General features: G+C 62.8%; 28 protein-coding genes. 18 read left to right on the top strand and 10 right to left on the bottom strand.

Features of this window, described 5'->3' with window-relative positions; genetic code table 11:
* Positions 1 to 14 precede the first annotated feature (14 nt).
* Both VPH41_RS10185 and VPH41_RS10180 read right to left on the bottom strand, forming a co-directional pair.
* Positions 15 to 830: an anti-sigma factor family protein gene (locus VPH41_RS10185; RefSeq protein WP_328569900.1), complete on the bottom strand. Its 816-nt coding sequence runs from the start codon at positions 828 to 830 to the stop codon at positions 15 to 17.
* Positions 820 to 1,347 (bottom strand): sigma-70 family RNA polymerase sigma factor, encoded by a 528-nt coding sequence (locus VPH41_RS10180; RefSeq protein WP_328569899.1) that lies wholly within the window; start codon positions 1,345 to 1,347, stop codon positions 820 to 822. Before VPH41_RS10180 ends, VPH41_RS10185 begins: the two co-directional genes overlap by 11 nt.
* A 201-nt stretch (positions 1,348 to 1,548) precedes the next feature.
* On the opposite strand from VPH41_RS10180, the gene VPH41_RS10175 reads away from it, so the two are divergent.
* From VPH41_RS10175 to VPH41_RS10165, 3 genes are all read left to right on the top strand, one after another.
* Positions 1,549 to 1,956, top strand: coding sequence for a c-type cytochrome (locus tag VPH41_RS10175; protein ID WP_328569898.1), 408 nt, complete (start codon positions 1,549 to 1,551; stop codon positions 1,954 to 1,956).
* A gap of 63 nt (positions 1,957 to 2,019) precedes the next feature.
* Positions 2,020 to 2,913 (top strand): metallophosphoesterase family protein, encoded by an 894-nt coding sequence (locus VPH41_RS10170; RefSeq protein ID WP_328570510.1) that lies wholly within the window; start codon positions 2,020 to 2,022, stop codon positions 2,911 to 2,913.
* A 3-nt stretch (positions 2,914 to 2,916) separates the two neighbouring features.
* A complete protein-coding gene (locus VPH41_RS10165) occupies positions 2,917 to 3,300 on the top strand; it encodes a cupredoxin domain-containing protein (RefSeq protein ID WP_328569897.1) in 384 nt (127 codons plus the stop codon).
* Positions 3,301 to 3,331: 31 nt separating this feature from the next.
* Here the strand turns inward: VPH41_RS10165 and VPH41_RS10160 are convergent, their stop codons facing one another.
* The gene (locus VPH41_RS10160; RefSeq protein ID WP_328569896.1) at positions 3,332 to 4,348 is read right to left on the bottom strand and encodes a formylglycine-generating enzyme family protein; all 1,017 of its coding nucleotides are present in this window, start codon (positions 4,346 to 4,348) and stop codon (positions 3,332 to 3,334) included.
* Positions 4,349 to 4,496: 148 nt separating this feature from the next.
* On the opposite strand from VPH41_RS10160, the gene VPH41_RS10155 reads away from it, so the two are divergent.
* The 3 genes from VPH41_RS10155 to VPH41_RS10145 all read left to right on the top strand — a co-directional run bounded on the left by VPH41_RS10155 (position 4,497) and on the right by VPH41_RS10145 (position 7,313).
* Positions 4,497 to 5,657, top strand: coding sequence for a sensor histidine kinase (locus VPH41_RS10155; protein WP_328569895.1), 1,161 nt, complete (start codon positions 4,497 to 4,499; stop codon positions 5,655 to 5,657).
* Positions 5,654 to 6,406 carry a LytR/AlgR family response regulator transcription factor gene (locus VPH41_RS10150; RefSeq protein ID WP_328569894.1) on the top strand — a complete coding sequence of 251 codons (753 nt, stop codon included), beginning with the start codon at positions 5,654 to 5,656 and terminating at the stop codon, positions 6,404 to 6,406. Before VPH41_RS10155 ends, VPH41_RS10150 begins: the two co-directional genes overlap by 4 nt.
* Positions 6,407 to 6,509: 103 nt before the next feature.
* Positions 6,510 to 7,313 carry an alpha/beta fold hydrolase gene (locus VPH41_RS10145; protein ID WP_328569893.1) on the top strand — a complete coding sequence of 268 codons (804 nt, stop codon included), beginning with the start codon at positions 6,510 to 6,512 and terminating at the stop codon, positions 7,311 to 7,313.
* A gap of 85 nt (positions 7,314 to 7,398) precedes the next feature.
* Here the strand turns inward: VPH41_RS10145 and VPH41_RS10140 are convergent, their stop codons facing one another.
* Entirely contained in the window at positions 7,399 to 8,877 is a 1,479-nt protein-coding gene (locus VPH41_RS10140; protein WP_328570509.1) for an MFS transporter, read from the bottom strand.
* A gap of 128 nt (positions 8,878 to 9,005) precedes the next feature.
* On the bottom strand, positions 9,006 to 9,590 hold the full coding sequence (locus VPH41_RS10135; RefSeq protein WP_328569892.1) for a GNAT family N-acetyltransferase: 585 nt from the start codon (positions 9,588 to 9,590) through the stop codon (positions 9,006 to 9,008).
* Between the two features lie 97 nt (positions 9,591 to 9,687).
* Here VPH41_RS10135 and VPH41_RS10130 point away from each other — a divergent pair, with 97 nt between their 5' ends.
* The 5 genes from VPH41_RS10130 (at position 9,688) to VPH41_RS10120 (ending at position 12,199) form a co-directional block, all read left to right on the top strand.
* On the top strand, positions 9,688 to 10,569 hold the full coding sequence (locus VPH41_RS10130; RefSeq protein ID WP_251348762.1) for a LysR family transcriptional regulator: 882 nt from the start codon (positions 9,688 to 9,690) through the stop codon (positions 10,567 to 10,569).
* Positions 10,570 to 10,785: 216 nt separating this feature from the next.
* Positions 10,786 to 11,019, top strand: coding sequence for an NTF2 fold immunity protein (locus VPH41_RS28460; RefSeq protein ID WP_442906250.1), 234 nt, complete (start codon positions 10,786 to 10,788; stop codon positions 11,017 to 11,019).
* Positions 10,971 to 11,081, top strand: coding sequence for a hypothetical protein (locus VPH41_RS28455; RefSeq protein ID WP_442906249.1), 111 nt, complete (start codon positions 10,971 to 10,973; stop codon positions 11,079 to 11,081). Before VPH41_RS28460 ends, VPH41_RS28455 begins: the two co-directional genes overlap by 49 nt.
* 37 nt (positions 11,082 to 11,118) lie before the next feature.
* Entirely contained in the window at positions 11,119 to 11,736 is a 618-nt protein-coding gene (locus VPH41_RS10125) for a hypothetical protein (RefSeq protein WP_328569891.1), read from the top strand.
* Positions 11,737 to 11,776: 40 nt separating this feature from the next.
* Positions 11,777 to 12,199 carry a hypothetical protein gene (locus tag VPH41_RS10120; RefSeq protein WP_328569890.1) on the top strand — a complete coding sequence of 141 codons (423 nt, stop codon included), beginning with the start codon at positions 11,777 to 11,779 and terminating at the stop codon, positions 12,197 to 12,199.
* Between the two features lie 31 nt (positions 12,200 to 12,230).
* On the opposite strand, the gene VPH41_RS10115 is transcribed toward VPH41_RS10120, so the two are convergent.
* On the bottom strand, positions 12,231 to 13,283 hold the full coding sequence (locus tag VPH41_RS10115) for an NAD(P)/FAD-dependent oxidoreductase (protein ID WP_328569889.1): 1,053 nt from the start codon (positions 13,281 to 13,283) through the stop codon (positions 12,231 to 12,233).
* Positions 13,284 to 13,305: 22 nt separating this feature from the next.
* Positions 13,306 to 13,848, bottom strand: a complete 543-nt coding sequence (locus VPH41_RS10110) for a GNAT family N-acetyltransferase (RefSeq protein WP_328569888.1) — start codon at positions 13,846 to 13,848, stop codon at positions 13,306 to 13,308.
* Between the two features lie 76 nt (positions 13,849 to 13,924).
* On the opposite strand from VPH41_RS10110, the gene VPH41_RS10105 reads away from it, so the two are divergent.
* The 6 genes from VPH41_RS10105 (at position 13,925) to VPH41_RS10080 (ending at position 18,222) form a co-directional block, all read left to right on the top strand.
* Complete coding sequence (locus VPH41_RS10105) at positions 13,925 to 15,121, top strand: citrate synthase family protein (RefSeq protein WP_328569887.1); 1,197 nt, start codon at positions 13,925 to 13,927, stop codon at positions 15,119 to 15,121.
* A gap of 137 nt (positions 15,122 to 15,258) precedes the next feature.
* Entirely contained in the window at positions 15,259 to 15,699 is a 441-nt protein-coding gene (locus VPH41_RS10100; protein WP_328569886.1) for an Imm50 family immunity protein, read from the top strand.
* A gap of 150 nt (positions 15,700 to 15,849) precedes the next feature.
* A complete protein-coding gene (locus VPH41_RS10095) occupies positions 15,850 to 16,341 on the top strand; it encodes a MarR family winged helix-turn-helix transcriptional regulator (RefSeq protein WP_328569885.1) in 492 nt (163 codons plus the stop codon).
* A 27-nt stretch (positions 16,342 to 16,368) separates the two neighbouring features.
* Positions 16,369 to 16,827 (top strand): PaaI family thioesterase, encoded by a 459-nt coding sequence (locus tag VPH41_RS10090; protein WP_099668007.1) that lies wholly within the window; start codon positions 16,369 to 16,371, stop codon positions 16,825 to 16,827.
* Positions 16,824 to 17,249, top strand: coding sequence for a GNAT family N-acetyltransferase (locus VPH41_RS10085; protein WP_328569884.1), 426 nt, complete (start codon positions 16,824 to 16,826; stop codon positions 17,247 to 17,249). Before VPH41_RS10090 ends, VPH41_RS10085 begins: the two co-directional genes overlap by 4 nt.
* 496 nt (positions 17,250 to 17,745) lie before the next feature.
* Entirely contained in the window at positions 17,746 to 18,222 is a 477-nt protein-coding gene (locus tag VPH41_RS10080; RefSeq protein WP_328569883.1) for a hypothetical protein, read from the top strand.
* Positions 18,223 to 18,392: 170 nt separating this feature from the next.
* Here VPH41_RS10080 and VPH41_RS10075 read toward each other — a convergent pair whose 3' ends face one another.
* The gene (locus VPH41_RS10075; protein ID WP_328569882.1) at positions 18,393 to 19,412 is read right to left on the bottom strand and encodes a site-specific integrase; all 1,020 of its coding nucleotides are present in this window, start codon (positions 19,410 to 19,412) and stop codon (positions 18,393 to 18,395) included.
* Positions 19,413 to 19,633: 221 nt separating this feature from the next.
* Between VPH41_RS10075 and VPH41_RS10070 the strand changes: the two genes are divergently transcribed.
* On the top strand, positions 19,634 to 20,656 hold the full coding sequence (locus VPH41_RS10070; protein WP_328569881.1) for a DNA-binding protein: 1,023 nt from the start codon (positions 19,634 to 19,636) through the stop codon (positions 20,654 to 20,656).
* A 158-nt stretch (positions 20,657 to 20,814) separates the two neighbouring features.
* On the opposite strand, the gene VPH41_RS10065 is transcribed toward VPH41_RS10070, so the two are convergent.
* Positions 20,815 to 21,348, bottom strand: coding sequence for a DUF3592 domain-containing protein (locus VPH41_RS10065; RefSeq protein ID WP_328569880.1), 534 nt, complete (start codon positions 21,346 to 21,348; stop codon positions 20,815 to 20,817).
* A complete protein-coding gene (locus tag VPH41_RS10060) occupies positions 21,345 to 21,794 on the bottom strand; it encodes a GNAT family N-acetyltransferase (protein ID WP_328569879.1) in 450 nt (149 codons plus the stop codon). The genes VPH41_RS10065 and VPH41_RS10060 overlap by 4 nt, the downstream gene beginning before the upstream one ends.
* Between the last annotated feature and the right edge of the window lie 15 nt (positions 21,795 to 21,809).

Below are 21,809 nucleotides of genomic sequence, written 5' to 3'. Positions count from 1 at the left end.
GCGGCGCGGCGCATTCACGGCAAACTTTCCTTGTCGATCTGCACCGTGAGCTGGCGCTGGAAATCCGTCAGTTCCGCCACATTCAGGTCCGAGATGAGCTGATAATGCATGCCGGACCGGCTCCAGCGCAGCAAATGATAGCCTTGCCTGACAGTCAGGCGTGGCGGCGCATCGCGCTGTGCCCCGTCGGGCCAGACATACAGGTTCAGCACATGCTGATGCCGGCGATACGCGAGAGCGGCGACGGGACGCTGCTTGATGTAGTCGAGGCGCCCGCCGATCAAGGGAAAACCTTCTTGCGCCAGGTCAACCACGGGCGGAGAAAAATCGAGCTTGCCGCTGAACCATGGCTTGACCGTGTGCTGGTCCGATGACGCCACGTCGGCCAGGTGACTGGGCATCAGCGAACGGAAATGACTGGCAACGATCTCCTGGTCGAGCCGTTCTGCATCCGATGGCACGGACAGGTACAGCGCCAAAGTGACGGCCAGGGCCGCCGTGCTGGCGCTGGCCACGCCAAAATTGATCCATGCCCACGGTAATTTTCCCCATTTGCGGGCGCGCGCAGTTTTCTTTGCCTGCTTTGTCTCCTTCATTTCGTCCTGCAGCGCCTGGCGCAGGCGCTGCTGCAGGAAAGCGGGTGCGGCCTGGCCGACGGCGTGCTGTTTCACCGCCGCGCGCAGGGCAAACAGCTGTTCGCTGGCCCTGGCGCACTCCGGGCACAGGGCCAGATGCTGCGCCAGTTGCGCCATGGCCGGGGCATCGAGTTCGCCATCGGCATAGGCTGACAGCTTGCTGTGGGATTCCGTGCACTCCATTTCAGTTCTCACCGGTAGCTTGTTTCAGGCACGCCAGCAGCAGCTTGCGTCCGCGCGCCAGGCGCGACATCACCGTGCCGATCGGGATGCCGACGATGTCCGCAATCTCTTTATAGGACAGATCGTCGATCTCCTTCAGGACCAGCACTTCCCTGAAAGGCCGCGGCAATGCCTGCAGGGCATGGTCGATCGCGTCCTTCGCGTCGGACCGCGCCAGGATCTCTTCAGGATTGCCGCATCCTTCCTCATCGTATCCATGGACTTCCTCGTCAAAGCCGATGTCATCGTGTTCCGCGCGACCATCGCGCAGGGACGTGTAATAAGTGTTGCGCACGATCGTCAGCAGCCAGGCGCGTGCGCCATCGCCATGGTAGCCATCCATGAAGCGGTAGGCGCGCAGGAAGGCTGTCTGTACCAGATCCTGGGCATCCTGATCATTGCGCGTGAGCCATCGTGCCAGCTTGTAGGCAGAGTCCAGATGAGGCAAGGCCATTTTTTCAAAGAACCTGGTTTTATCGATGTCATTCAAATCAACACCCATCCGCCTGTCTGGCGTCTCAACTCCTGAGACTCGGTTTGCCTGCCGTTTATTCCCGAAATGACGGCTTTTTTGCGTAAAAAAAAACCGGCACAGGCGGGAATATTTGCTGCGCCTTCGCAGTTATAGCATGTGCAGGCCCCGATTGCAGCGGGCCGGCGCCACGCAACTGCCCAGCGAAAGGAGCTCGACATGCCATACCCGTACTTCATCCCTGGCCTGGCCGCGGCCATGCTGATGGTTTCCAGCGGCGCCGCCACGGCCGGCGGCGATGCCATGCGCGGCCAGGTGCTCTACAAGAGCATGTGCATGTCCTGCCACTCGATCGACTACAACGGCGTGGGACCTGCGCACAAGGGCGTGTTCGGCAGGAAAGCCGGCACCGCTGCCGACTACAACTACTCGCCCGCCGTGAAATCGTCCGCCATCGTGTGGAACGGAAAAACGCTGGACCAGTGGCTGTCGAATCCGGAAAAACTGATTCCCGGCCAGAAAATGGGCTACATGGTGCCGTCCGCGCAGGACCGCGCCGACCTGATCGCGTACTTGCAGAAGGAAGCCGGACGGGCTGGCCCGCCGCCGGCCGCCGCCACCAAATAGCTGCCGTGCCGCCAACGCCTGCTGGCCAAGCCAGGCATTCAAGAAATAAGGAGAAAGATCATGATGGACCGCAGAAGTTTCATGAAACTGACCGCCATCGGCGGCGGCGCCGTGTTCATGTCCGGACTGTACGGGCATGCGCCGGCGGCAGCGGCCGGCAGCAAGGCCGCCGCCTACGAGGATTTCTATTTCGTCCAGTTGTCCGACGTGCACTGGGGATTCAGCGGTGCCGCCAATCCCGATGCCCTCAACACTTTCAGGAAGGCCGTCGCCACAGTGAATGCGCTCGAGGTACAGCCCGATTTCATCATCTTTACGGGCGACCTCACGCATACGACGGACGACCCGAAGGAACGCCGCCAGCGCATGGCCCAGTTCAAGGACATTGCGGCGGGTTTAATAGTGAAAAACGTGCGCTTCATCCCCGGCGAGCACGACGCTTCGCTCGACAACGGCGCCGCCTACAAGGAAAACTTCGGCCCGTCCAACTATGCGTTCGAGCACAAGGGCGTACATTTCATTGCCCTCGATAACGTGTCCGACCCCGGCGCGCGCATCGGCGACACCCAGCTGGCATGGCTCAAAAACGACCTCGACCAGCAGGCAAACGATGCCCGCATCGTCGTCTTCACCCACCGGCCCCTGTTCGACCTCGTGCCCAAATGGGACTGGGCCACGCGCGACGGCGACAAGGCGCTTGCGCTGCTGGCGCCCTACAGCAATGTGACGGTGTTCTATGGCCATATCCACCAGGAACACCACCACATGACGGGCCAGATCGCGCACCACGCCGCCAAGTCGCTGATCTTTCCCTTGCCGGCACCGGGATCGCAGGAAAAGCGCACGCCCTTGCCGTGGGACCCGGCCGCGCCGAACAAGGGCCTGGGCTTGCGCGAGGTGGAGGCGGAAGCGAACAAGGACTACAAGCTCACGGAATTTCCCGTGACAAGGAGCTGAACCATGGACCGTGCAAGAAGACAGCTATGTGCAAGGCTGGCCTGCGGGATCGGCGCGCTGCTGACGGTGGCCGCCATCGACGCCCAGGGCCTGAAGAAAATTATCGCAAAGGAAAAGGTCATCGCCATCGAGGCGAAGAAATTCATCTACACGCCGAACGAGATCAGTTTGAAGAAAGGCGAGCCGGTCGTGCTGGCATTCACGGCCATCGATTTCATCCATGGTTTTTTCATCCCGGACATGAAAATCCGCGCCGACCTGACGCCGGGCCAGGTCACGCAAGTGCGGCTGACACCGGACAAGGCTGGCGAATACGCCTTCCTGTGCGACAATTTTTGCGGCAGTGGCCATGAGGAGATGAGTGGGAAGATCATCGTCACGGACTAGGCCTGCCTGCACGCGCAGCGCGGGGCGCCCGTCAGTTCCTTGGGCGGCGCGCCGCTTGCTGCGCCGCTGCCAGCGACGCGACGAAGGCGTCGTCGCCGTCGGCACAGGTGCTGGCTGTGCAGCTGCCCACGTCCTCGGCGATGCGGAAGCCTTCGCCCAGGCTGCTGGCGTTGCCGCGTCCGCCATGCCCGCGCGCGGCGCTGCGCAGCACCTGGCGCGAGGCAGAATAACTGCCGCCCCGCGTGATGAAGTAATCGCCCTCCGCCTCGCAGCCCTGGCTCCAGGTCGTGCCATCGGCGGGTGCGCCCCGGTAATCGGGGTGCTGGCAATCGGCCACCCACTCGGCCACATTGCCCATCATGTCATGTAAACCATGGCCGTTGGGCGCATACATGCCCACGACGGCCGTGTACTCGGCGCCGTCGTCGCAATCGGTGACGAGCATGTCGAGGCCGAAGTCGCGCCGGGCGGCACTCTTGAAGCGCAGGTCCTTCATGTTGGCGTAGGCACATAATTGATCTGGCGCATCGCCGGACGGGTATTTCGTGGTCGTGCCCGCGCGCGCCGCGTATTCCCATTCCGCCTCGCTGGGCAGGCGGAAGGCCCGGCTCGTCTGCTGCGACAGCCATTGCACGTAGGCATGGGCATCGTTCCAGCTGACACACATGACGGGGTGGTAGTCCGTCGGCGCATGCGCGGGCGCATTCCAGCCCGTTTCCTTGAGCGCAATGCCGTCGTTGCGGTCGAATTCCCAGCATTCGCCGGCCGTCCGGTAGCCGGTGGCGGCCACGAATTGCCGGAACTGCGCCACCGTCGTCTCGTATTTCGCCAGGCGGAAGGCTGCCACGCGCACGGCGCGGGGCGGTCCCTCGGCCGGATTGTGGCTGCCGTCGCCGATGGGCGGTTCCGTGCTGCCCATGATGAACACGCCGGCGGGAATGCTGGCCATGGGCGGGAGAATGGGCGGCTGCGGTATCGCCGGTGCGGCCTGGACGCTGCCAAGGAGCGCGCTGGCGAGGCAAAGCAGGCCGTGTTTCAGGTGGTTCATGGGCTTCCTGGTCATGGGTGGGGGGGGGAAGCACAGATTGCCAGCCGGGCCAGTCCCTTGCCCTGCCCATGCGACGAATCGACAGCAGGGCCGACGAACGGCAAGCCATGTTCTGGTCAATCAGGCAAGGGGCAGCTACACTATGCCCATGATGCAAAAAACAAGCTTGCTGCAGGGCTGGCGCTCGCTATGGGAGCTGCGCCCCCGAAATGCCGTCCCCCTATTGACTCGCCTGCTGCTCATTTCGCTGATCGGCGTCGCCCTGGCACTGGGCCTCATGGCCATCGTCGCCATCTTCGGGCAAGTCGACCGGCCGCGCTGGTGGTGGGCCTCGCTGCTGCCGAACATCGGCATCTGCCTGTGCATCGTGCATACCCTGTTCGGCGTGCTGCGCCTGGCCGGGCGCTGGCTGCCGGCGGCGCTCGTCGAGCGCATGTCGGACGTGCGGGACCTGCGCGCGGGCATGGCGCTGGGCGCGCTGGCCCTCGCTGCCATCATCCTGGGCATGAGCATCGGCTTTACCATCGTCCCCATCCTCGTTGGCTTCAAACTGTGGGGCATGTTCGTCTCCCTGCCTGCTGCGCTGACCAAGTTTGCCGTCTTCATCCTGTTCATCATGGCCGCCAACTGGGCCTGGTGGCGTTCGCGCCTGCGCCAGCAGCAGCTGCAAACCGAGGTGACGGATGCGCGCCTGCGCCTGCTGCAGGGCCAGATCGAGCCGCACCTGCTGTTCAACACCCTGGCCAATATCCAGAGCCTGATGGACTACGACCCGCCCCGCGCCAAGCGCATGCTGGAAACGTTTTCCGGCTACCTGCGCGCCAGCCTGGCGCAGCTGCGCCAGGGCGACAGCACCGTGGACGCGGAACTGGACATGGCGCACCAGTATCTTTCTTTGCTGCAGATTCGCATGGAGGAGCGCCTGCGCTTCCGCATCGACGCCAGCGCGGAAGCGCGCCTGGCCCGCATGCCCGCGCTGATGCTGCAGCCGCTGGTGGAAAACGCCATCGAGCACGGACTGGCGCCCACGCTGGACGGTGGCAGCATCGTCGTGCAGGCCGTGGTGCGCGCGGGCCGCCTGGAAGTGCGCGTGCTGGACGACGGCGCAGGCCTGGCGGCGCCCGGCAAGCCGACGCGCCCGGGCAGCGGCATGGCGCTGGCCAATCTGCGCTCGCGCCTGCAAGCCCAGTTCGGCGCCAACGCCAGCCTGAGCCTGCGTGAGCGCGAAGGCGGGCCTGGTACCGAAGCCGTGCTGGAGCTGCCTTTCCAGCGCGGCGCCGGCGCCCCCGTCATGCAGGCGGCGGCATGATGCGCGCCCTGATCGCGGACGACGAGCCGCATCTGGCGCTGTATCTGCGCGACCAGCTGCTGGCCCTGTGGCCGGACTTGCAAGTCATCCACCTGGCGCGCAACGGCATCGATGCCGCCGCCCGGATCGCCGAACTGGAACCCGATATCGCCTTCCTCGACATCCAGATGCCGGGCTTGACGGGACTGGAGGTAGCGCAAGGCATCGAGGGGGCGACGCGCGTGGTCTTCGTCACGGCCTACGATGCATTCGCCCTGCAGGCATTCGAGCATGCGGCCCTCGATTACGTGCTCAAGCCCGTCACCGCCGAACGGCTGGCCCGCACCGTGGCGCGTTTGCGCTCCGCGCCGCCCCAGCCGCCCGCCAGCGCGGCCATGGCGCAGGCCATGCTGCAGTTGGCGCCCGCGCCCGTCCCTGCCCGTCCCAGGCTGCGCTACATCCTTGCGTCCCAGGGCGAGCGCGCGCACCACCTCGACGTGGCCCTGGTGCGCTTTTTTCATGCCGACGACAAGTACACGGTGGTGGCCAGCGTGGACGGCGAATTCCTGATCCGCACGCCCATCATCGACCTGGCCGCCCAGCTTGATCCGGAACAATTCTGGCAGGTGCACCGGTCCACCCTGATCAACCTGGCCTGGCTGGACGGCACGCGCCGCGACGAAGCGAGCCGATTGTTCCTGCGCATGCGCGGCCACGCGGGCGAGCTGCCCGTGAGCCGCGCCTTCGTGCACCTGTTCAAGGCCATGTAGCGGCTGGCTCGCCAGCCGTCGCGCCGGCTGTCGATTCGTCGTGCGGCCAGTGCGGCGAACCTGGCCATCGGCCATGCTGGCGTTTTCCTTGCCGGAGACGTCCATGCTCATCCAGTTCCTGCTTTCCCTCTGCGCCGCCGCCACCGCCCTGCCCGCCCCCGCCATCGACAGCGTCGGCGGGCGCCAGCTGGAGTCGCTGACCCTGCGCCACGCCACCTCGCGCGACGTGGTGGTGTTCGAGAACGGCTCGCGCGCCACGATCGATAAATGGGGCACGGTGCCGGAGCGGCTGGCGCAGCAGGCAAGCGTGTTTGCCTACAACAGGCCTGGCTATGGCAACAGCGAGGCGGCCACCACGCCGCGCGACGGGCGCACCATCGTCGAGGAGTTGCGTGCCGCGCTGCGCTTCAAGGGCCTGGCGCCGCCCTACGTGCTGGTCGGCCATTCGCTGGGCGGCCTGTACCTGCAGCTGTACGCGCGCGCCTATCCGCAAGAAGTCAAGGCGCTGGTGCTGGTCGACGCCCTGTATCCGCGCATGGTCAGGCCGGTACAGGAGTTTCCGTGGCTCACGCGCATCGCGGGCCAGCTGGCCTTTTCCCGCACGGTCTGGCGCGAAATCGAGCACATCGACGGGACGGGCGAGATGGTGCTGAACCTGCCGGACGCCGGCAAACCCATGGTGCGCCTGGAGAACCGGCCCGTCTCCAGCACGGCGATCGCCGTAGATTTTGGTGCGTTCAGGATGGACCAGGCAAGCCGCGACGCCGTCAAGGCGCTGTATCCGCAGGCCGTCAACATGGTGGCGGACTCCAGCCACCAGATGGCGCTGACGTCGCCGGACGTCGTCGTGGCCGCGATCCGGCAGGTACTGCCGCTGGCGACCGAGAAAGTTGCTTCGGGAGATTGATTTCCGGGCTGAAAACGCGACTGGCCCGCCGTTTGCGCGGCGGGCCAGTCTTCAGTGCGGTATTGCCGGGCGCGTGGCCCATGCATCAGGCGGCGCGGCGTGCCCGCAGATGCAGGTGGCGGATGGTGGCGGCGGCGGCCATCAGGATGGCGGACGCCGTGGCCAGCACGACAATGAACGCCTTGTCGAAGGCCGAGCGGGCCAGTTCCGACACTTGCAGGCCCAGTTCGGCCGGCAACTGTTCTGCGGCCAGCAGCGCCGCGTCGAGCGTGTCATGGGCATTCGGCAACAGGCCCGCGCTTTCCGGGATCACCAGGGTAGCGCTGTAGACGGCCGACAAGATGGTGCCCAGCACGGTCACGCCGATCACGGCGCCCAGTTCATACGACACTTCCTCGATCGAGGCGGCCATGCCCGCTTGTTGCGGCGCCACGTTCAGCATCACGGCGCTGGACGCGGCCGTCATGACGGCGCCCAGGCCCAGACCCAGGATCACCAGGCTGGCCACTTGCGCCGGGACGGTGGCGTCATGCAGCAGCAGGTAAGACGCCATGCCGATGCCGGACAGCAGCAAGGAACCCCACAAGACCATGGCCTTGTCGGCGCGCGGCAGCATGAAACCCGTCAGCGGTCCCGCAAAGACGGACGCCAGCGGCAGCGGCAACAGCAGCAAGCCCGCTTCCAGCGGCGACAGTTCACGCACCAGCTGCATATGCTGGCTCAGCGCCAGTTCCATGCCGATCAGGGCGGCGGAAGCCACCATGGCGGCGGCCACGGCGCTGGAAAACGGCAGTTCGCGGAACAGGGCGAAGTCGATCAGCGGCTTGGCCTGGCGCTTCTGGCGGCGCACGAAGGCCAGCATGAAGACGGCGCCCACGGCAAAGGCAAACGCGGCGATCGCATACGACGGCTGCGGCTTGCCCAGTTCCTTGATCGCATACACGCCACCAAGCAGGCCCATCATGATTTGCAGCGAGCCTTTCAGATCCCACGGCTTGTCGCGGTTACCGGCCCGTTTCGGCAGGACGACGGTGGCCAGCACCAGGGTCAGCAGCACGATGGGCACGTTGATCAGGAAGACGGAGCCCCACCAGTAATGTTCCATCAGGAAACCACCGAGCACGGGGCCAAATGCGGCGCCGCCCGAGGCGATGGCTGCCCACACGCCGATGGCGAACGAACGCTCGCGGTTATCGGTAAATGTCAGGCGGATGATGGACAAGGTGGCCGGCATCATCAGCGCGGCGCCCAGGGCCAGCAGCACGCGGGCAAAGATCAGCCATTCCGGCGCGGGCGAAAACGCGGCGCACAGCGAGGCGATGCCGAACACGGCCAGGCCGGCGAGGAAAACGGGTTTGTGGCCCAGGCGGTCACCGAGGGTGCCGAGGCCGGGCAGCAAGCCGGAGACGACCAGCGCGTAGACGTTGATGATCCACAGTTTTTCGGAAGCGGAAGCTTGCAGGTCGCGCGTCAGCGCGGGCAAGGCGGTGTAGAGCACGGTCATGTCGACCACGATCAGGAACAGGGCGCTGGAGACGATGGCTAGCGTCAGCCATTTTTTCATTGGATGCATAAATAACTCATGGATTTTAGTGTAACTTTTAACAACTATCGGTATGGATAAATTTAGTGCTGCGCAAGTATTTGCGTTCCAGGCTGCTGCGGGCCTGGGCTGGTCGGGGGCGGCGGGCGTCAGCCACGGTCGCCATCCTTGTCATCCACGGCAGCCGTTACTTCCGGCACGTCGAGTTCGCGCAGCATGACGACGGACACTTGCTTGAAGCCGCGCCCCTTGAAGAAGGCCTGCGCCGTCAGGTTGTGCACGCCGCATTCGAGAAACAGGCGGGCGATGCCGTGGCTGCGCAATTCGCTGGCTACCCATTCCACCAGCAGGCTGCCGATACCGCTACCGCGCACGGATGGCAGCAAGACCAGGTCGTCCAGCGCGGCAAACGATTTCGAGGCGCGCTGGCGCGTGTCGATGGAAACGAAGGCCATGCCGACGATGGCGTCGCCCGAGGTAGCCACCGCCAGCAGGGTCGAATCACCATGCTCCCAGTCATGCGACAAGGCGGCGCGGATTTCGCTGCGGATGACCTCAGGCAAGTCCGCGCGCCAGTTGCCGGGCGCATCGGCGCGTTCGCCCTGCAGCTCCGAATGGGAGATGTAGTCGGCGCTGACGTTGTCGAGGTAGAGCTTGCACAGCGCATCTTCGGCGGTGGCGTCGTGGCACCAGCTGAAGCTGATGGCGGGGGTACTGGCTTGAGCGTTTTTCATGGCGGATCTCGTGTTGTTGAAAATGTAAATGCATTTTATGTCGCCCCTGAATGGCATTCAAGTTAAAATCCATCTGTAAAACAGATAGGTGTATGCCATGCAATGGACTTTGGAACAAATGCGCTACTTCGAAGCGGCCGTCGCGGCCGGTTCTTTCTCGGGCGCCGCGCGCCGGCTGGGCCGGGCGCAATCGGTGGTCAGCACCTCGATCGGCTTGCTGGAAGCGGAATTCGGCGTGGAACTGTTCGACCGCTCGCGCCGCAGCGCCGTGCTGACGGAAGCGGGCAAGGTGATGCACCTGGAAGCATGCGAACTGCTGCGCCAGGCCGAGCGGCTGCAGCTGCGGGCGCAGCTCTTGAGCGAGGCGCCGGAAGCGCAGCTGACCCTGGCGCTGGACGAAGCCCTGCCCTACCTGGCCATCAGCACCCTGGTGAAGGAACTGGCGGCGCGCTACCCGGCGCTGGAACTGGTGATGCTCAACGCCACGGCGTCGGAAGTGGCGCAATACGTGGAGCAGCAGCAAGCCGACGTGGCCTTCCACTTCGACCGCGGCCCGATTTCTCCCGTGCTGGAACAGCAGCACATCGGCAGCGTGGCGCAAGGCGTGTTCGTGGCCAAGGGCCACGCCATGGCGCACGGCCAGGAAGTGAGCCGCAACGAGCTGACCCGCTACCGCCAGCTGATCATGGATTCCGAGCTCAACCGCGAACACGCGTTCAGCCCCGCCGTCTGGTTTTCCGACAGTTTTTACAGCATCGCGGAAATGGTCGCGGACGAGCTGGGCTGGGCGATCCTGCCCCTGAACATCGCCAATTACGACAACTACAAAGGGTATTTGCAGGAAGTGCCCTGCCCTGCACTGGCCTTGTCGCGCCTGCCGGTTCGGCGCTTATCGATACATGGGAAGAAGCTGAGCGAGACGAGTTTGTGGCTGACGACCAGGCTGGCAGAGTTGCTATTGGATGGGCCGAGGGGGTGAGTGCATGCAAGTCAGTGCAGGAATGTTGAGGCTTTTATGATAAATAGAAGCCAGTTCCTGGGTGCTGATCCGGTGCGACAAGGAACCGGAGTTAAATGCCGAGGTATGGCACAATCCGGAATGGGCTGTACTTGAATGACTGAAAACAGCTGCATGAAATGACAAACGGTGGCGTCTTTGTTGAGACTGGCCGTATTTTCAAGTCAAGGGACATGATTGGTTAATATTGAAAATTCATTCAATAATTTTATTCTGACAATGAATGCCTGGGAGCTTCATTACTACCGCGAGGTGCGAGAGGAAGGACTGATTCCTCTCAAAGAAAAAATGAAACGGCATATTGATGCCATTTTTTTATTTTTTACAGAAAAAAGAAAAGAAAGCAGGGCCGCCAGATATCATTGCTCTGCAGTGACCCACCTGAATACGCGCCCGCCGAAATATTCTTAAATTCAGTGATTTGCGTGAACGCGAGCCATACCGCAGTTCCCGCTTCCGGTAGTCACCAGTAACCATAACGAGCGCGGTATCGTCCGCACCAGGAAAAGAATGAGTATTAACACCAAACTGAAAAAACTCGAAGATAAGGCCATGGCCAAAGGCGAGTATGCGGTCGCCGCAGCCGCAGCCCATCTGTTGCACGATATTGGCTGCGTGGACAAGCAGATTAACCTGGTCGGGGCGCTGCACGAAGTTGGCTACCTGCAAAATTCGTTTTCTCCATACTGGAAAGAATTCAGAACTGATGAATCGGCATGGATAGAACGCTGTTTGGCCAGGCTTGTCACTGCTGATCATGATTATTGGGCGCTTGCCGCGCTTCTGGGCTGCAATGGTCCAACGACTATCAGCATCGCCATTGGCCAGGGTTTCAAATCCGCTGCAACAAGGCTTTACGAACGTTTTGACAAACCCAAGGTCCATGTCGATACTTTATATTTGACAGCTAATGAAGAAGTGCTGCATCCCGTTTTGGAAATCGGCTATGACATCAAAGACATGAAAACTGTCGACATGGGAAGAGCACGGGCACTTAGTCTGAAGAATAAACAATGGAAGCCAGGCGATCGTATGGGCGACGGCGGACTGTCACTTTCCATGCAGGCCAAACTTCCGCATGGCGCATGGCGCTCGGTATGGACGGCTTTTAAAACATGGGATGCATGACGACATGATGAATTGCAGGACAGTCCATGCATGGCTGGAAATGGCGCAAGACGATGAGGTGTTCATTGATGCCGACGACATCAACCGCGAGGCGATGGAGAACATGTGGAGTTTTTCGCCCACGGACAATGAAACACCGCACATAGAAGCCACTGATATCGTTGAATTCATCGGCCAGGTGATCGCGGCACGCAGCAGCGCGCTCGTTGGCGAGCAGATGCTGTTCTATTGCTGGCACGATGCACAATGCCGCCAGTTGCGGTTCAGCCTGGTATCGCGCTCGCATGGGCGGCTGCCGTTCCGCAGCGAGGTGCGCGAAACGCAGGATCTGGCGCTGATTGCCGAGCGCGTGGTGAACGGGGACTGGCGCAACGAGGATTTCATGCAGGCCCCGTCGGAGGAAGGCGATGCGCAAGAGCCGCGGCCGTTCATCCTGCCCGTGTTTGTCGCGCCTGTGCCGTAGGAGTCGGCGCGGCGCCGGGCCTTTACGTCAATTACGCCAGGAAACGCGCGGGCCGGCAAGCCTCGAGGGCTGACGCTGGCTGGCCGTCGACGATTTCCCCGCTGACCCGCTGCCCCACGACACCTGCCAGCACGACGCCCGGATGCATGGCGCACACGTACGCGCCGTCCACCTGCGGCAAATAGCCGATGACGGGCACGCCATCAAAGGGCATGGGGCGCAGGCCCACACAGGCAAATTCCGGCGTGATCGTATCGGCACCTTCCAGTTCACGCCGGATCGCGCTGGCCGTGCGTTGCGCCATGGCGGCGGGCTGGTTTTCCGGCGCGTCGTCCACATAATCTTCCGCCGCCAGCATGGTGCCGTCGTCGGTTTGCCGCACTTCCATTGCGTGGCTGGAAATGATGCCGCGCACGAGGCCGGGCAGCGCCTGGTAGCGCAGGAAGATGGCGGGTGACGCGTGGATGGGCAGGCTGGCGCCCAGTTGCGCGGCCAGCGCGGCAGTGCCCGTCCCCGCTGCCAGCACGACCGTGTCCGCCTCGATGACGCCGGCGGCCGTTTCCACGCCCGTCACCGTCGCGTTGTGGACGGCAAAACCCCGCACGGGCGTGTGCGTGCGGACGGTCGCACCGAGCGCCCGGGCTGCTGCCAGCAAGGCGTGGGTCGCGGAAACGGCATTGAGGGCGCCCTGCTCCGGCTCGTACAGCGCTTGTTCCGGCGGCTGCTTCAGGCGTGGTTCAAGCTGGGCGATCCGGGTCCGGTCTATCACCATGCACGAGGGGGACATCCGCCCGTCCTGCGTGCCGTACGACAAGGCGCCATCCCAGCGCACCGTCAATCCCGGTACCTGCGTTTCCAGCTGGCGCCAGGCGGCGATGGCGCCGCCGCGCAGGGCCGCAATGGGGTCGATCCCCGCGCAGGATGCGTTAATCCAGGCAAACGAGGTGCCCGTCACGCCGGAAGCGATGCCGCCCGCCTCGACGACGGTGACTTGCGCGCCCTTGCTGGCCAGGTGATACGCGAGTGAGGCGCCGACGATGCCGGCGCCGATGACGACGATACGTTTTGAGGATTCCTGATTCATATCTGGCAACTTTGCATATTTATCATAGGACAGAGTCTACCCCAGCCGCCCGCAAATCCAGCGCATACGCATGACCATCGACGACGTTGCCTTTCACGATGGCAATATCGGGCACGGCCGTACCCTGCGCGAAACGGCAGCGTTCCAGCACGCGGATCGAAGCCCCGTTGCCATCGATGGCGTAGGCGCACAGGCTTTGCAACTGCCATTCCTCTTGCGCCAGGGCGATCAGGTACTGTAGCGCGGCCGTCGCCAGGCCCTTGCCCGCCTGCCGTTCGCCGATGCGGTAGCCGACTTCGGCCGTGCCCTGCTGCCGGTCGATGTCCTTGAGGTTGGCGCGCCCGATCAATTCACCGCGTTCGTCCACGATGACGCATGGGTGCATGCGCCCCTGTGCGTGCTCGTCCAGGAATTGCGTGACGTGCGCGTGGATGCCGTCGATGCTGTAAAAAGCGTCCGGGCGCGGGTCGATATGGTGCTCGAACCAGGCCCGGTTGGCTTGCTCGAAGGCCAGCAGTGGCGCGGCGTCGTCGGGGCGCAAGGTGCGTATCGTGTGTGTGTTCATGGAGACTCCTGGAAAGGCATGAGTCTAGTGAGGCGCCACCCGGGCCGTCAATCTTGATTCCATCAATCAATATAAAGTGACAAACGCTACAATGGCCGCCATGAACAACGACCTGTCCGCTCTCGACGCGGCGCGCCTGCTGGGCGTCAGCCTGCCCACCCTGTATTCCTATGTGAGCCGGGGCCTGCTGGCTTCCGTCAGCAATGGAGAGTCGCGCCGCAAGCGCTATCCGCAGGAAGACGTGCTGCGCCTGGCGGCACGCAAGAATGACGCCAAGCGGGGCGGCCAGACGGCCGTGGCCGCCATGCACTGGGGCTTGCCCGTGCTGGAGACGCAGATCTCCCACATTCTCGATGGCCGGCTGCTGTACCGCGGCTGCGATGCAACGGTGCTGGCGCGGCACGCGACCCTGGAAACGGCCGCCGGCCTGCTGTGGGACGACAATGCGAGCGCATATTTTCAGCAAGACGCGCCTGCCTTGCCGCCAGGGCTGCCCAGCGCGCCCGACGCGCCGCAGCTGGCACGCGCCATGCTTGCCATGGCCATGCTGACGACAGCGGACATGCCCCACCCGCTGCAGTCGGGCCCCGCGCTGATGCGCATCCTGGCCGCCGCGCTGCTGCAGACGGCACCATCCGCCTTGCCCCTGCACCAGCACCTGGCCCAGGCGTGGCAAGCGGACGCGGAGCAAGCGCAATTGCTGCGCGCCACGCTCGTACTGCTGGCCGACCATGAGTTGAACGCGTCGACCTTTGCCGTGCGCTGCGTCGCTTCGACGGGCGCCAGCCTGCCTGCCGCGCTGGGCGCGGGCTTGGCGGCCTTGTCCGGTGACAAGCACGGCGGCGGCAGCGCGGCGGCCCGGCGCATGTTGACGGCCGCGCTGGCCGCGCCCGATGCCAGGACCGCCATCGCCACTTTTTACACGGCCATCGCGCCGGAATTCGCCGGCTTTGGCCACCCCCTGTATCCAAACGGTGACCCGCGCGCCGCGTATCTGCTGGGAATCCTGTCTGCGATGTCGCAGGGCTACCCGCAGCTGGGCGCCATCCTGGCCGCGTGCACCACGGCAAGCGACTTACTCAAAGTAAAACCGAACGCCGACCTGGCGCTGGCCGCCATGGAACTGGCGTTCGGCTGGCCCGAGGGCGCGGGCATGAGCGTGTTTGCCCTGGCCCGCTCGGCCGGCTGGATCGCTCATGCGGCCGAACAGGCGGCCAGTGGAGCCCTGATACGGCCCCGCGCCCGCTATATCGGGCGCCACCAGCGCACCTAGAAACCTGGCGGTTGCCGGACGTTCAAAATGCTGCTTTTAATGTCAGCATCTGTGCCCTTTTCGACTTGGTAATTTGTTACTATACGTAACGCTGTCGACACGAAACCTTCATTCAATGCATACGGCGATATAAGTATATGGAAGCTTATGAATTTATCGAAAACCATGAGCTAGTACTTGCCGCTTTCGGTCGTTGGCCTGGTTTTCATGATGGCGAGGTGCATAAGATGCTACTTGACCGGACACGTCAACTACCGAACGGAAAATACTATGCCAGTGTGGAATTGTTTATACGCGGCTGGAATATGGTTGGCCCTGCCACTAATGAGTATCTGTATCGACTGGAAAATGACTCCTTAGTTCACTTCCTGTTTGAACATGTTAGCGACTTGGAGCTGGACGGATTGAACACACAAAACGTTATCTCGGGGCTGGACTTCAATTTATCAGAAAACCCAGGTGAAAATGCACCCACTCTTATTATCGAGGTAAACCACTGCTACGGCCTTTCTGGCGGATTCAAGGCATTGCGCGCCAGCGTCATTTCGGTAACGCCAATTGTGGCTAGCTGCGGTTAGCTCGGCTATCCGGCACTGCCAGATAAGCTCCGTCGCGTCACCAGTATCGGCCTGCATGAGGTGCATGCCCAGCAATATATCCACTCTCCTCCCGCACGCGTTTGAGAAGCGATGCTTGATTTATTACGCATACGTAGTAGTATACTCCGCATGCGTACCAATACCTCCTCCCAATCCGACCTCCCCGATGCCGCAGCCTGCCCGCTGGGCGAGCGTTCGCCGCGGCTGTTCAATCTGCTCAACCTGGCGCGCCAGAATCTGTTCCGTTCGGCCGATGCCGTCTTCACCAGCGAACTGGGGTTTTCAGGCACGCAAGTTGTCGCCCTGTTTGCCCTGAAGGGCGAGGAAGGTTGCCAACTGAAGGATCTGGGGCGGGCGCTGCAATTGAAAAACTCGGCCGTCACGGGCCTGGTGGCGCGCATGGAAGAAAACGGCTTGATCGTGCGCGGCCAGTCGGCGTTTGACGCGCGCGCGGGCACGCTGCACATGTCGCCCAAGGGTGGCGAGGTGCTGGCCGCTGCCCTGCCCCTGCTCGACAGCCTGAATGAACAACTGAAGCAAGGTTTCAGCGAGGAGGAACTGGCCGTCGTCGCCCGCTTCCTGCTGCACGCCTCGCGCCTGCGTTTCCAGCAAGACGTTTAATCTCACCTTCATCCCACAGGAGTTACCATGCACCCCAATGACATGACCGGCTTGCAACTGATGCAAGCTTTCGCGCAAGGCCTGTTTCCCCGGCCCGGCATTTCCAAGACCATGCCCATGGACGCTCACACGATCGAGCATGGCAGGGTCATCTTCACGGCGACGGCAAATGAAAACCACACCAACCCCATGGGCGGTGTGCACGGCGGTTTTGCCGCCACCGTGCTGGACACGGTCACGGGCTGCGCCACGCACACGGTCTTGCCTGCCGGCGAAAGCTACGGCACGACAGACCTGAACATCAAGATGTGCCGCCCCCTGCCCTTCAACGTGACGGTGTATGCCGAAGGCAAAGTCATCAATGCGGGACGCAACCTGGTCATTTCCGAAGGCACGATCCGCGACGAAGCCGGTAAGGTGTACGCGCACGCGACCGCCACCTGCATGATCATCCGCCCGGCCCAGCGGGAACAAGCGGCCGCATGATCCGTATTGGCAACATCGAGGAAGCCTGGCAGGTGCTGCAGGCGATACCCGAATTCGACCAGCGGCGCAGCCTGGCGCAGTTGCAGGAGCGCCTGCCGGCCGGCGCGCTGGTGCTGATCGCGGAAGTGGACGGCCAGCCCGTCGGCTGCAAGCTGGGATATGCCGCCGAGGATGGCTCTTTGTACAGCTGGCTCGGCGGCGTGCTGCCCGCGCACCGCAAGACAGGCCTGGCGCAGCGCCTGCTGGAGCGTCAGGAAGGCTGGGCACGCGAGCAAGGCTATGTGGCCGTCACCGTGAAATCGATGAACCGCTATCCGGCCATGCTGCGCTTGCTGATCCGCAATGGCTATCAAATAAGAGCCGTGGAGCACTTTGGCGACCCAGCCAGGGAGCGCATTCATTTCGTCAAGCCGCTGTTTTAGCATGCGCGGTAGAGACACTAGTTTGTTTCTTGCTTGCCAAAGAAGTAACAGCGCCATACACTGCGCTATTCTGGCTGGGCGCTGTCACTGAACCATAGGTAATGTCATGTCCATCGTAAAAAAGGGAAGTCGTCAAATTGTTGTTGACTCTACGTTTTACCGATGGTCGGTCAGACGGCAACCGACATATATACAAGCACTGGCAAGCACTGGTTTGTCTTTTGCAGTTGACGCTGCAAGCGATGGCCGAAGCACGCTGGTAGTGAGAACACACGTAACACGTCCGGATAATTGGCTGGGCATGGAAGCGCGCGCGATTACGCCATCAGTCGTGGAATATGCTATTCGGCAAGCATTGACGCAGGGTTGGCATCCCGGCAAATGCGGAAGCGCCTTTGAACTGACAATGAGAGTCGCCTGAACCTCATTTGCAATTCATCAAGAAATATTTCCTCCCAAGGCTTTCAGGCCTCTCGGCAATACTCAAAATAGCACAATGACACTGAACTCTTTTTTCAAACGTACGATTTTCAATTTCAAAAAAGAAACCGCATTGAAGCAAGGCTCAAGTGGGCAACGTTACGCACTAACGATCATACGATACACACCAGAGCCGACCTCGGTGATGGGGACATTTGACACAGGAACGGCAGCCGTTACCTGGCTTGGCGTTCCGACTGACTCTGATTGTTTGGTGGAAGCTTCTGTCTGGCGAGACAATGTCAGCCTCGGCGATTTTTGTTTGTGGTGTTCCGAAGCGTATGCCGTTGCCCGAATAGGCGAGCATCGCGATCACAATGCCAGCAATCTCACTGGCCTAATACCGATTAACGACGTCATCTCGTTCAAAGATGATGACGGATCTCTTTACACGCCATCAAGCGAGTTGGTATTGCCTCGCGAAGCGGGCATTCGCGCCATTCACGCATGGCTCATCGATTTGGAACACCCAGGTTTTCTGCATTGGAGCTAAGTTTGCGCCTTCTAAAAAATCGTCAAGAGAACTCGCATGCAAACATAAGCTGGCGGACAGTCGATGAAGATGTCTCTCAATGGCGGCTGCGCGTCCAGCCAAATGCACAAAGCCATGCCCCATCACTCCCGTTCGCTGCCAGACGGGTACCAGCAAGGTGCTGCGCGCTCTCAGGCCGCCGCCTTTTTCTTCCCTTTCAATAAACTTCCCGCCGCATTCTCTTCAAAACGCCCCGCCTCTTCTATATAGCCATGCACGGTGCCGTCGTGGCGCCAGCCGCCCTGGCGCTTGATGGCCTGGAAATCGGCGCCGGCCCGGTGCGCGCTGGTGGCCATGCCGCGGCGCAGGCTGTGACTCGACAATTCCGGCACGTAATCGAGCGCCGCCAGCCGGGCGCAGCTTTCCAGTATGGTATTGATGCTGCTCGCGTGCAGCGCCCTGGCGCTCACATGGCCCCACTGATTGACGGGGCGCAATAGCGGCCCCGTGCGGATGTGCGCCGCGGCCAGCCAGGCGCGCAAGGCCGTGGCGGGGCAACAGACGCCGTCGCCGAACGGAATCGCCTTGACGATGCCCTCCCCCAGCTGATCCGTTTTCGAGCGGGGCAAGGTGATCACCATGCCCTGCGGCTCCCAGCTCACGTCTTCCAGCATCAATCCCGCCAGTTCGCTGCGGCGGAAACCGCCAAAAAATCCCAGCTGCAGCAAGGCGCTATCGCGCAAGGCCTTGATGCTGCCCAGCGCGGCCAGGCTGGTGACGATCGTTTCCAAATCTTCCAAAGGCAGGGCCTTGGCCTTCTTTTTCGGCTTGCCGTGCAGGCGGGCGATGCCGGCCAGGGTCTTGCGCACGGTGGGCGTGGACGCGGGGTCCGCAAAGCCCTGGTACACATGCCATTGCGACAGGGCCGTCAGGCGCAGGGCCAGGGTGCGGGCGTTCAGGCTGTCCGCGTACGCCATCAGGTAGCGGGTGACGGTGGACTCGTCGGCGGGCAGCGCCCCGCCCCACGCCTGGAAGTGGCGGATGGCGGAACGGTAGGTGCGGCGCGTGTTGTCCGAGGTAGCAGCAGCGAGAAACGACTGGTGGCGCGCGGCCAGCTCGGCATCGATCAGGGCACCGTGTAACGGTGCAACGGTGATGGCGCCGGTTTTCGGCACGGCGACACGGCGTTTCGGGAGGGGCAAATCGGGCATGGCGGCAGCGAAATCGCGGTTGTGTACTGGGAGAATCGCAGAATACCATGCAAACCACCCCCATAATACGCGATAAGCGATCTTATCGCAGTTTATATTTTTCAAAAATCCTCAAAATTTATATCGTAATATTATGCGATATTACGTATCATGTAATACGTTACTAAATTTCGCTCATAGGTGATTTTATGGCCCGCACCGGCATTCTGTACTCTGATGTTATGAAAGCAGCCCAAATCGTCGCTGCCGATGGGCGCAATCCCACGGTCGACAGCGTGCGCGAAGCGCTGGGCAGCACGGGCAGCAAGAGCACCATCGCGCCCCTGCTCAAGCGCTGGAAAGAAGAATTCCAGGGCGCGGGCGCCGTGAAGACGGAATCCGGCTTGCCGGCCGAGTTGATGGAAGCGATGCGCGGCGTGTACGACAAGCAGCAGCGCGACGTGGCACAGCAGCTGGAAACGGGCATGCAGCAACACCGCGCCGAACGCGATGCGGCTTTGGCCCAACTGAAGAAAACGGAAAATGAGCGGTTGAAACTGACGGAGGCACGCGCCGCCCTCACCCAGGAATTGCGCGCCACGCAGCATGCGCTGGCGCAACTGAAGGAAGAGCACCATTTCCGCGCCGTCACCCTGGCCACCCTGCACAGCGACAATGCGGGCCTGACGCAGCGCCTGGCCGACCGGGGCGAGGAAATCGCCGCCCTGAACCGCCAGCTGGCGCAGGTGCGCTCGCAGTTCGACCACTACCAGGAAGCGGCGGCCGCCCAGCGCAGCGAGGAACGGGCCCAGTCGCAGCAACGGATCAGCCGGCTGGAACAGGACAATGCGCAGCTGCAGCAGCGCTTGCAAGGCCAGCAAGCGACGCTGGTGCAGCAGGACATGCGCCTGGCGCAGCTGCAGGCGGAGCAAACGGCGCTGGCGGCCCAGGCCGCAGCGGACCGCGAAGCCCTCGCTACCGTGCGCCCCGAGCGCGACCAGTTCGAATTTCAGTATCTGCAGGCGGCAGCGTCGGCCGACGCCCTGCTGGCCAAGCTGGAGACGGCTCTGCTGGCACTGAACGACGCCAAGGTGGCGCTGGCCGCGCAAGACCGCCAGCTCGACATGCTGGCGGAAAACGGACAACTATCGCAGCAGAAAATGGACGCCTTGGCGCAGGAGCGCGACGGCTTGCTGCGCGAGAATGCCGGCATGGCGGCCAGGCTGGGGCTGCTAACCGGGAGCAAGGAGCAACGCCGTATTTGAACCCGTGCTGATGGCCTGGGGTATCTGCGCGCCCCCACGACGGGCATCGCCCACCGTCAAGGCTTGCTCCATGATTTCGCCTGCCCCATGACGGCCGACGGCGACGAATATGCGCAGCATTTCACGCTGACGCCGGACGGCGCGCCGCTTGAGCAAGACTACGACCGCGCAGCCATGGATGCCACGTCCGGCAAGGCAGACTTCGCTGGCGGCGCCTGCTTGCGCGCTTCCGATACGCCCAGCACGAACAGCAGCACTCCCAAGGCAAGGCCGAAATAATCGAGGAAATCGAGGCTGGCGAGGAACACGGCCGTATCGCCGGGGTCGCGCGGCCGGTAATGCACGCGGATGTGTGCGCCTGGCGGCATGCTGGCCAGGCGCCAGGCAGTGACGGCCTGGTCGCGGTGGCAGCCGGCGTTGCCGATCCGCGAGACGCCGATGCGCGAACTGCGGTAGGCCTTGCCATCGACGCTGTAGCGGTAGCTGAGTTTGACGCACCAGTCCTGCGACTTGCCCGTGCGCTGATACATGCTGCTGCGCACGATTTCGGCGCTGGTCACGGGCCAGGCGGGAGACGCGAGCTTGTCATAGGCGCGCCAGAAGGAAAAATACGCGGTGGGAAGGGCGAGCAGGATCAGGAACCAGCCCATCATCCTCGCCAGGGCGGGGTCGATTGCGCCAGGGTCTTTCATTGCACAGGCGGTGCGGCACGGTAGCGCACCCTGATCCACGCGCCGAGGATGTCCACGCCGCCGTCGCCGGCGTCTTCGACCCAGCCCGCGCGCGCATAGAAACGCCGGGCGCCCGTATTGCCCAGCTGCGTCTTCAGGCTCAGGTGGGGACCGAAGCGCGCCACCACGGCCGCCAGCAGCTGCGCGCCGATGCCCTGTCCGCTGTGCGCCGGGTGCACGTACAAATGATGCAGGAAATAGTCGGGCGCGTCCTCCGTATGCACGGCCGCAAAGCCGATGACGATGCCGTCACGCTCGGCAACGAGGATTGCTTCGCCTTGCGTTGCTGCCGTGAACGCCGCGGCGTTGGCGACAGGGCCGAAGGTGTCGCGCCCCGCCAGCGCCAGGATGGCGGTGCAGCAAGGCGTGTCCGCCTGCGCAAATGGCCGGACCGTGGCTGGCATCATGCGGCGGCGCGCAAG

The sequence above is a fragment of the Janthinobacterium sp. P210006 genome (genome assembly GCF_036231885.1).
Taxonomy (GTDB): Bacteria; Pseudomonadota; Gammaproteobacteria; order Burkholderiales; family Burkholderiaceae_D; genus Janthinobacterium; species Janthinobacterium violaceinigrum.
Note: the sequence above shows the minus strand (reverse complement) of the source record. Positions and strands in the feature narration are given on the sequence as shown.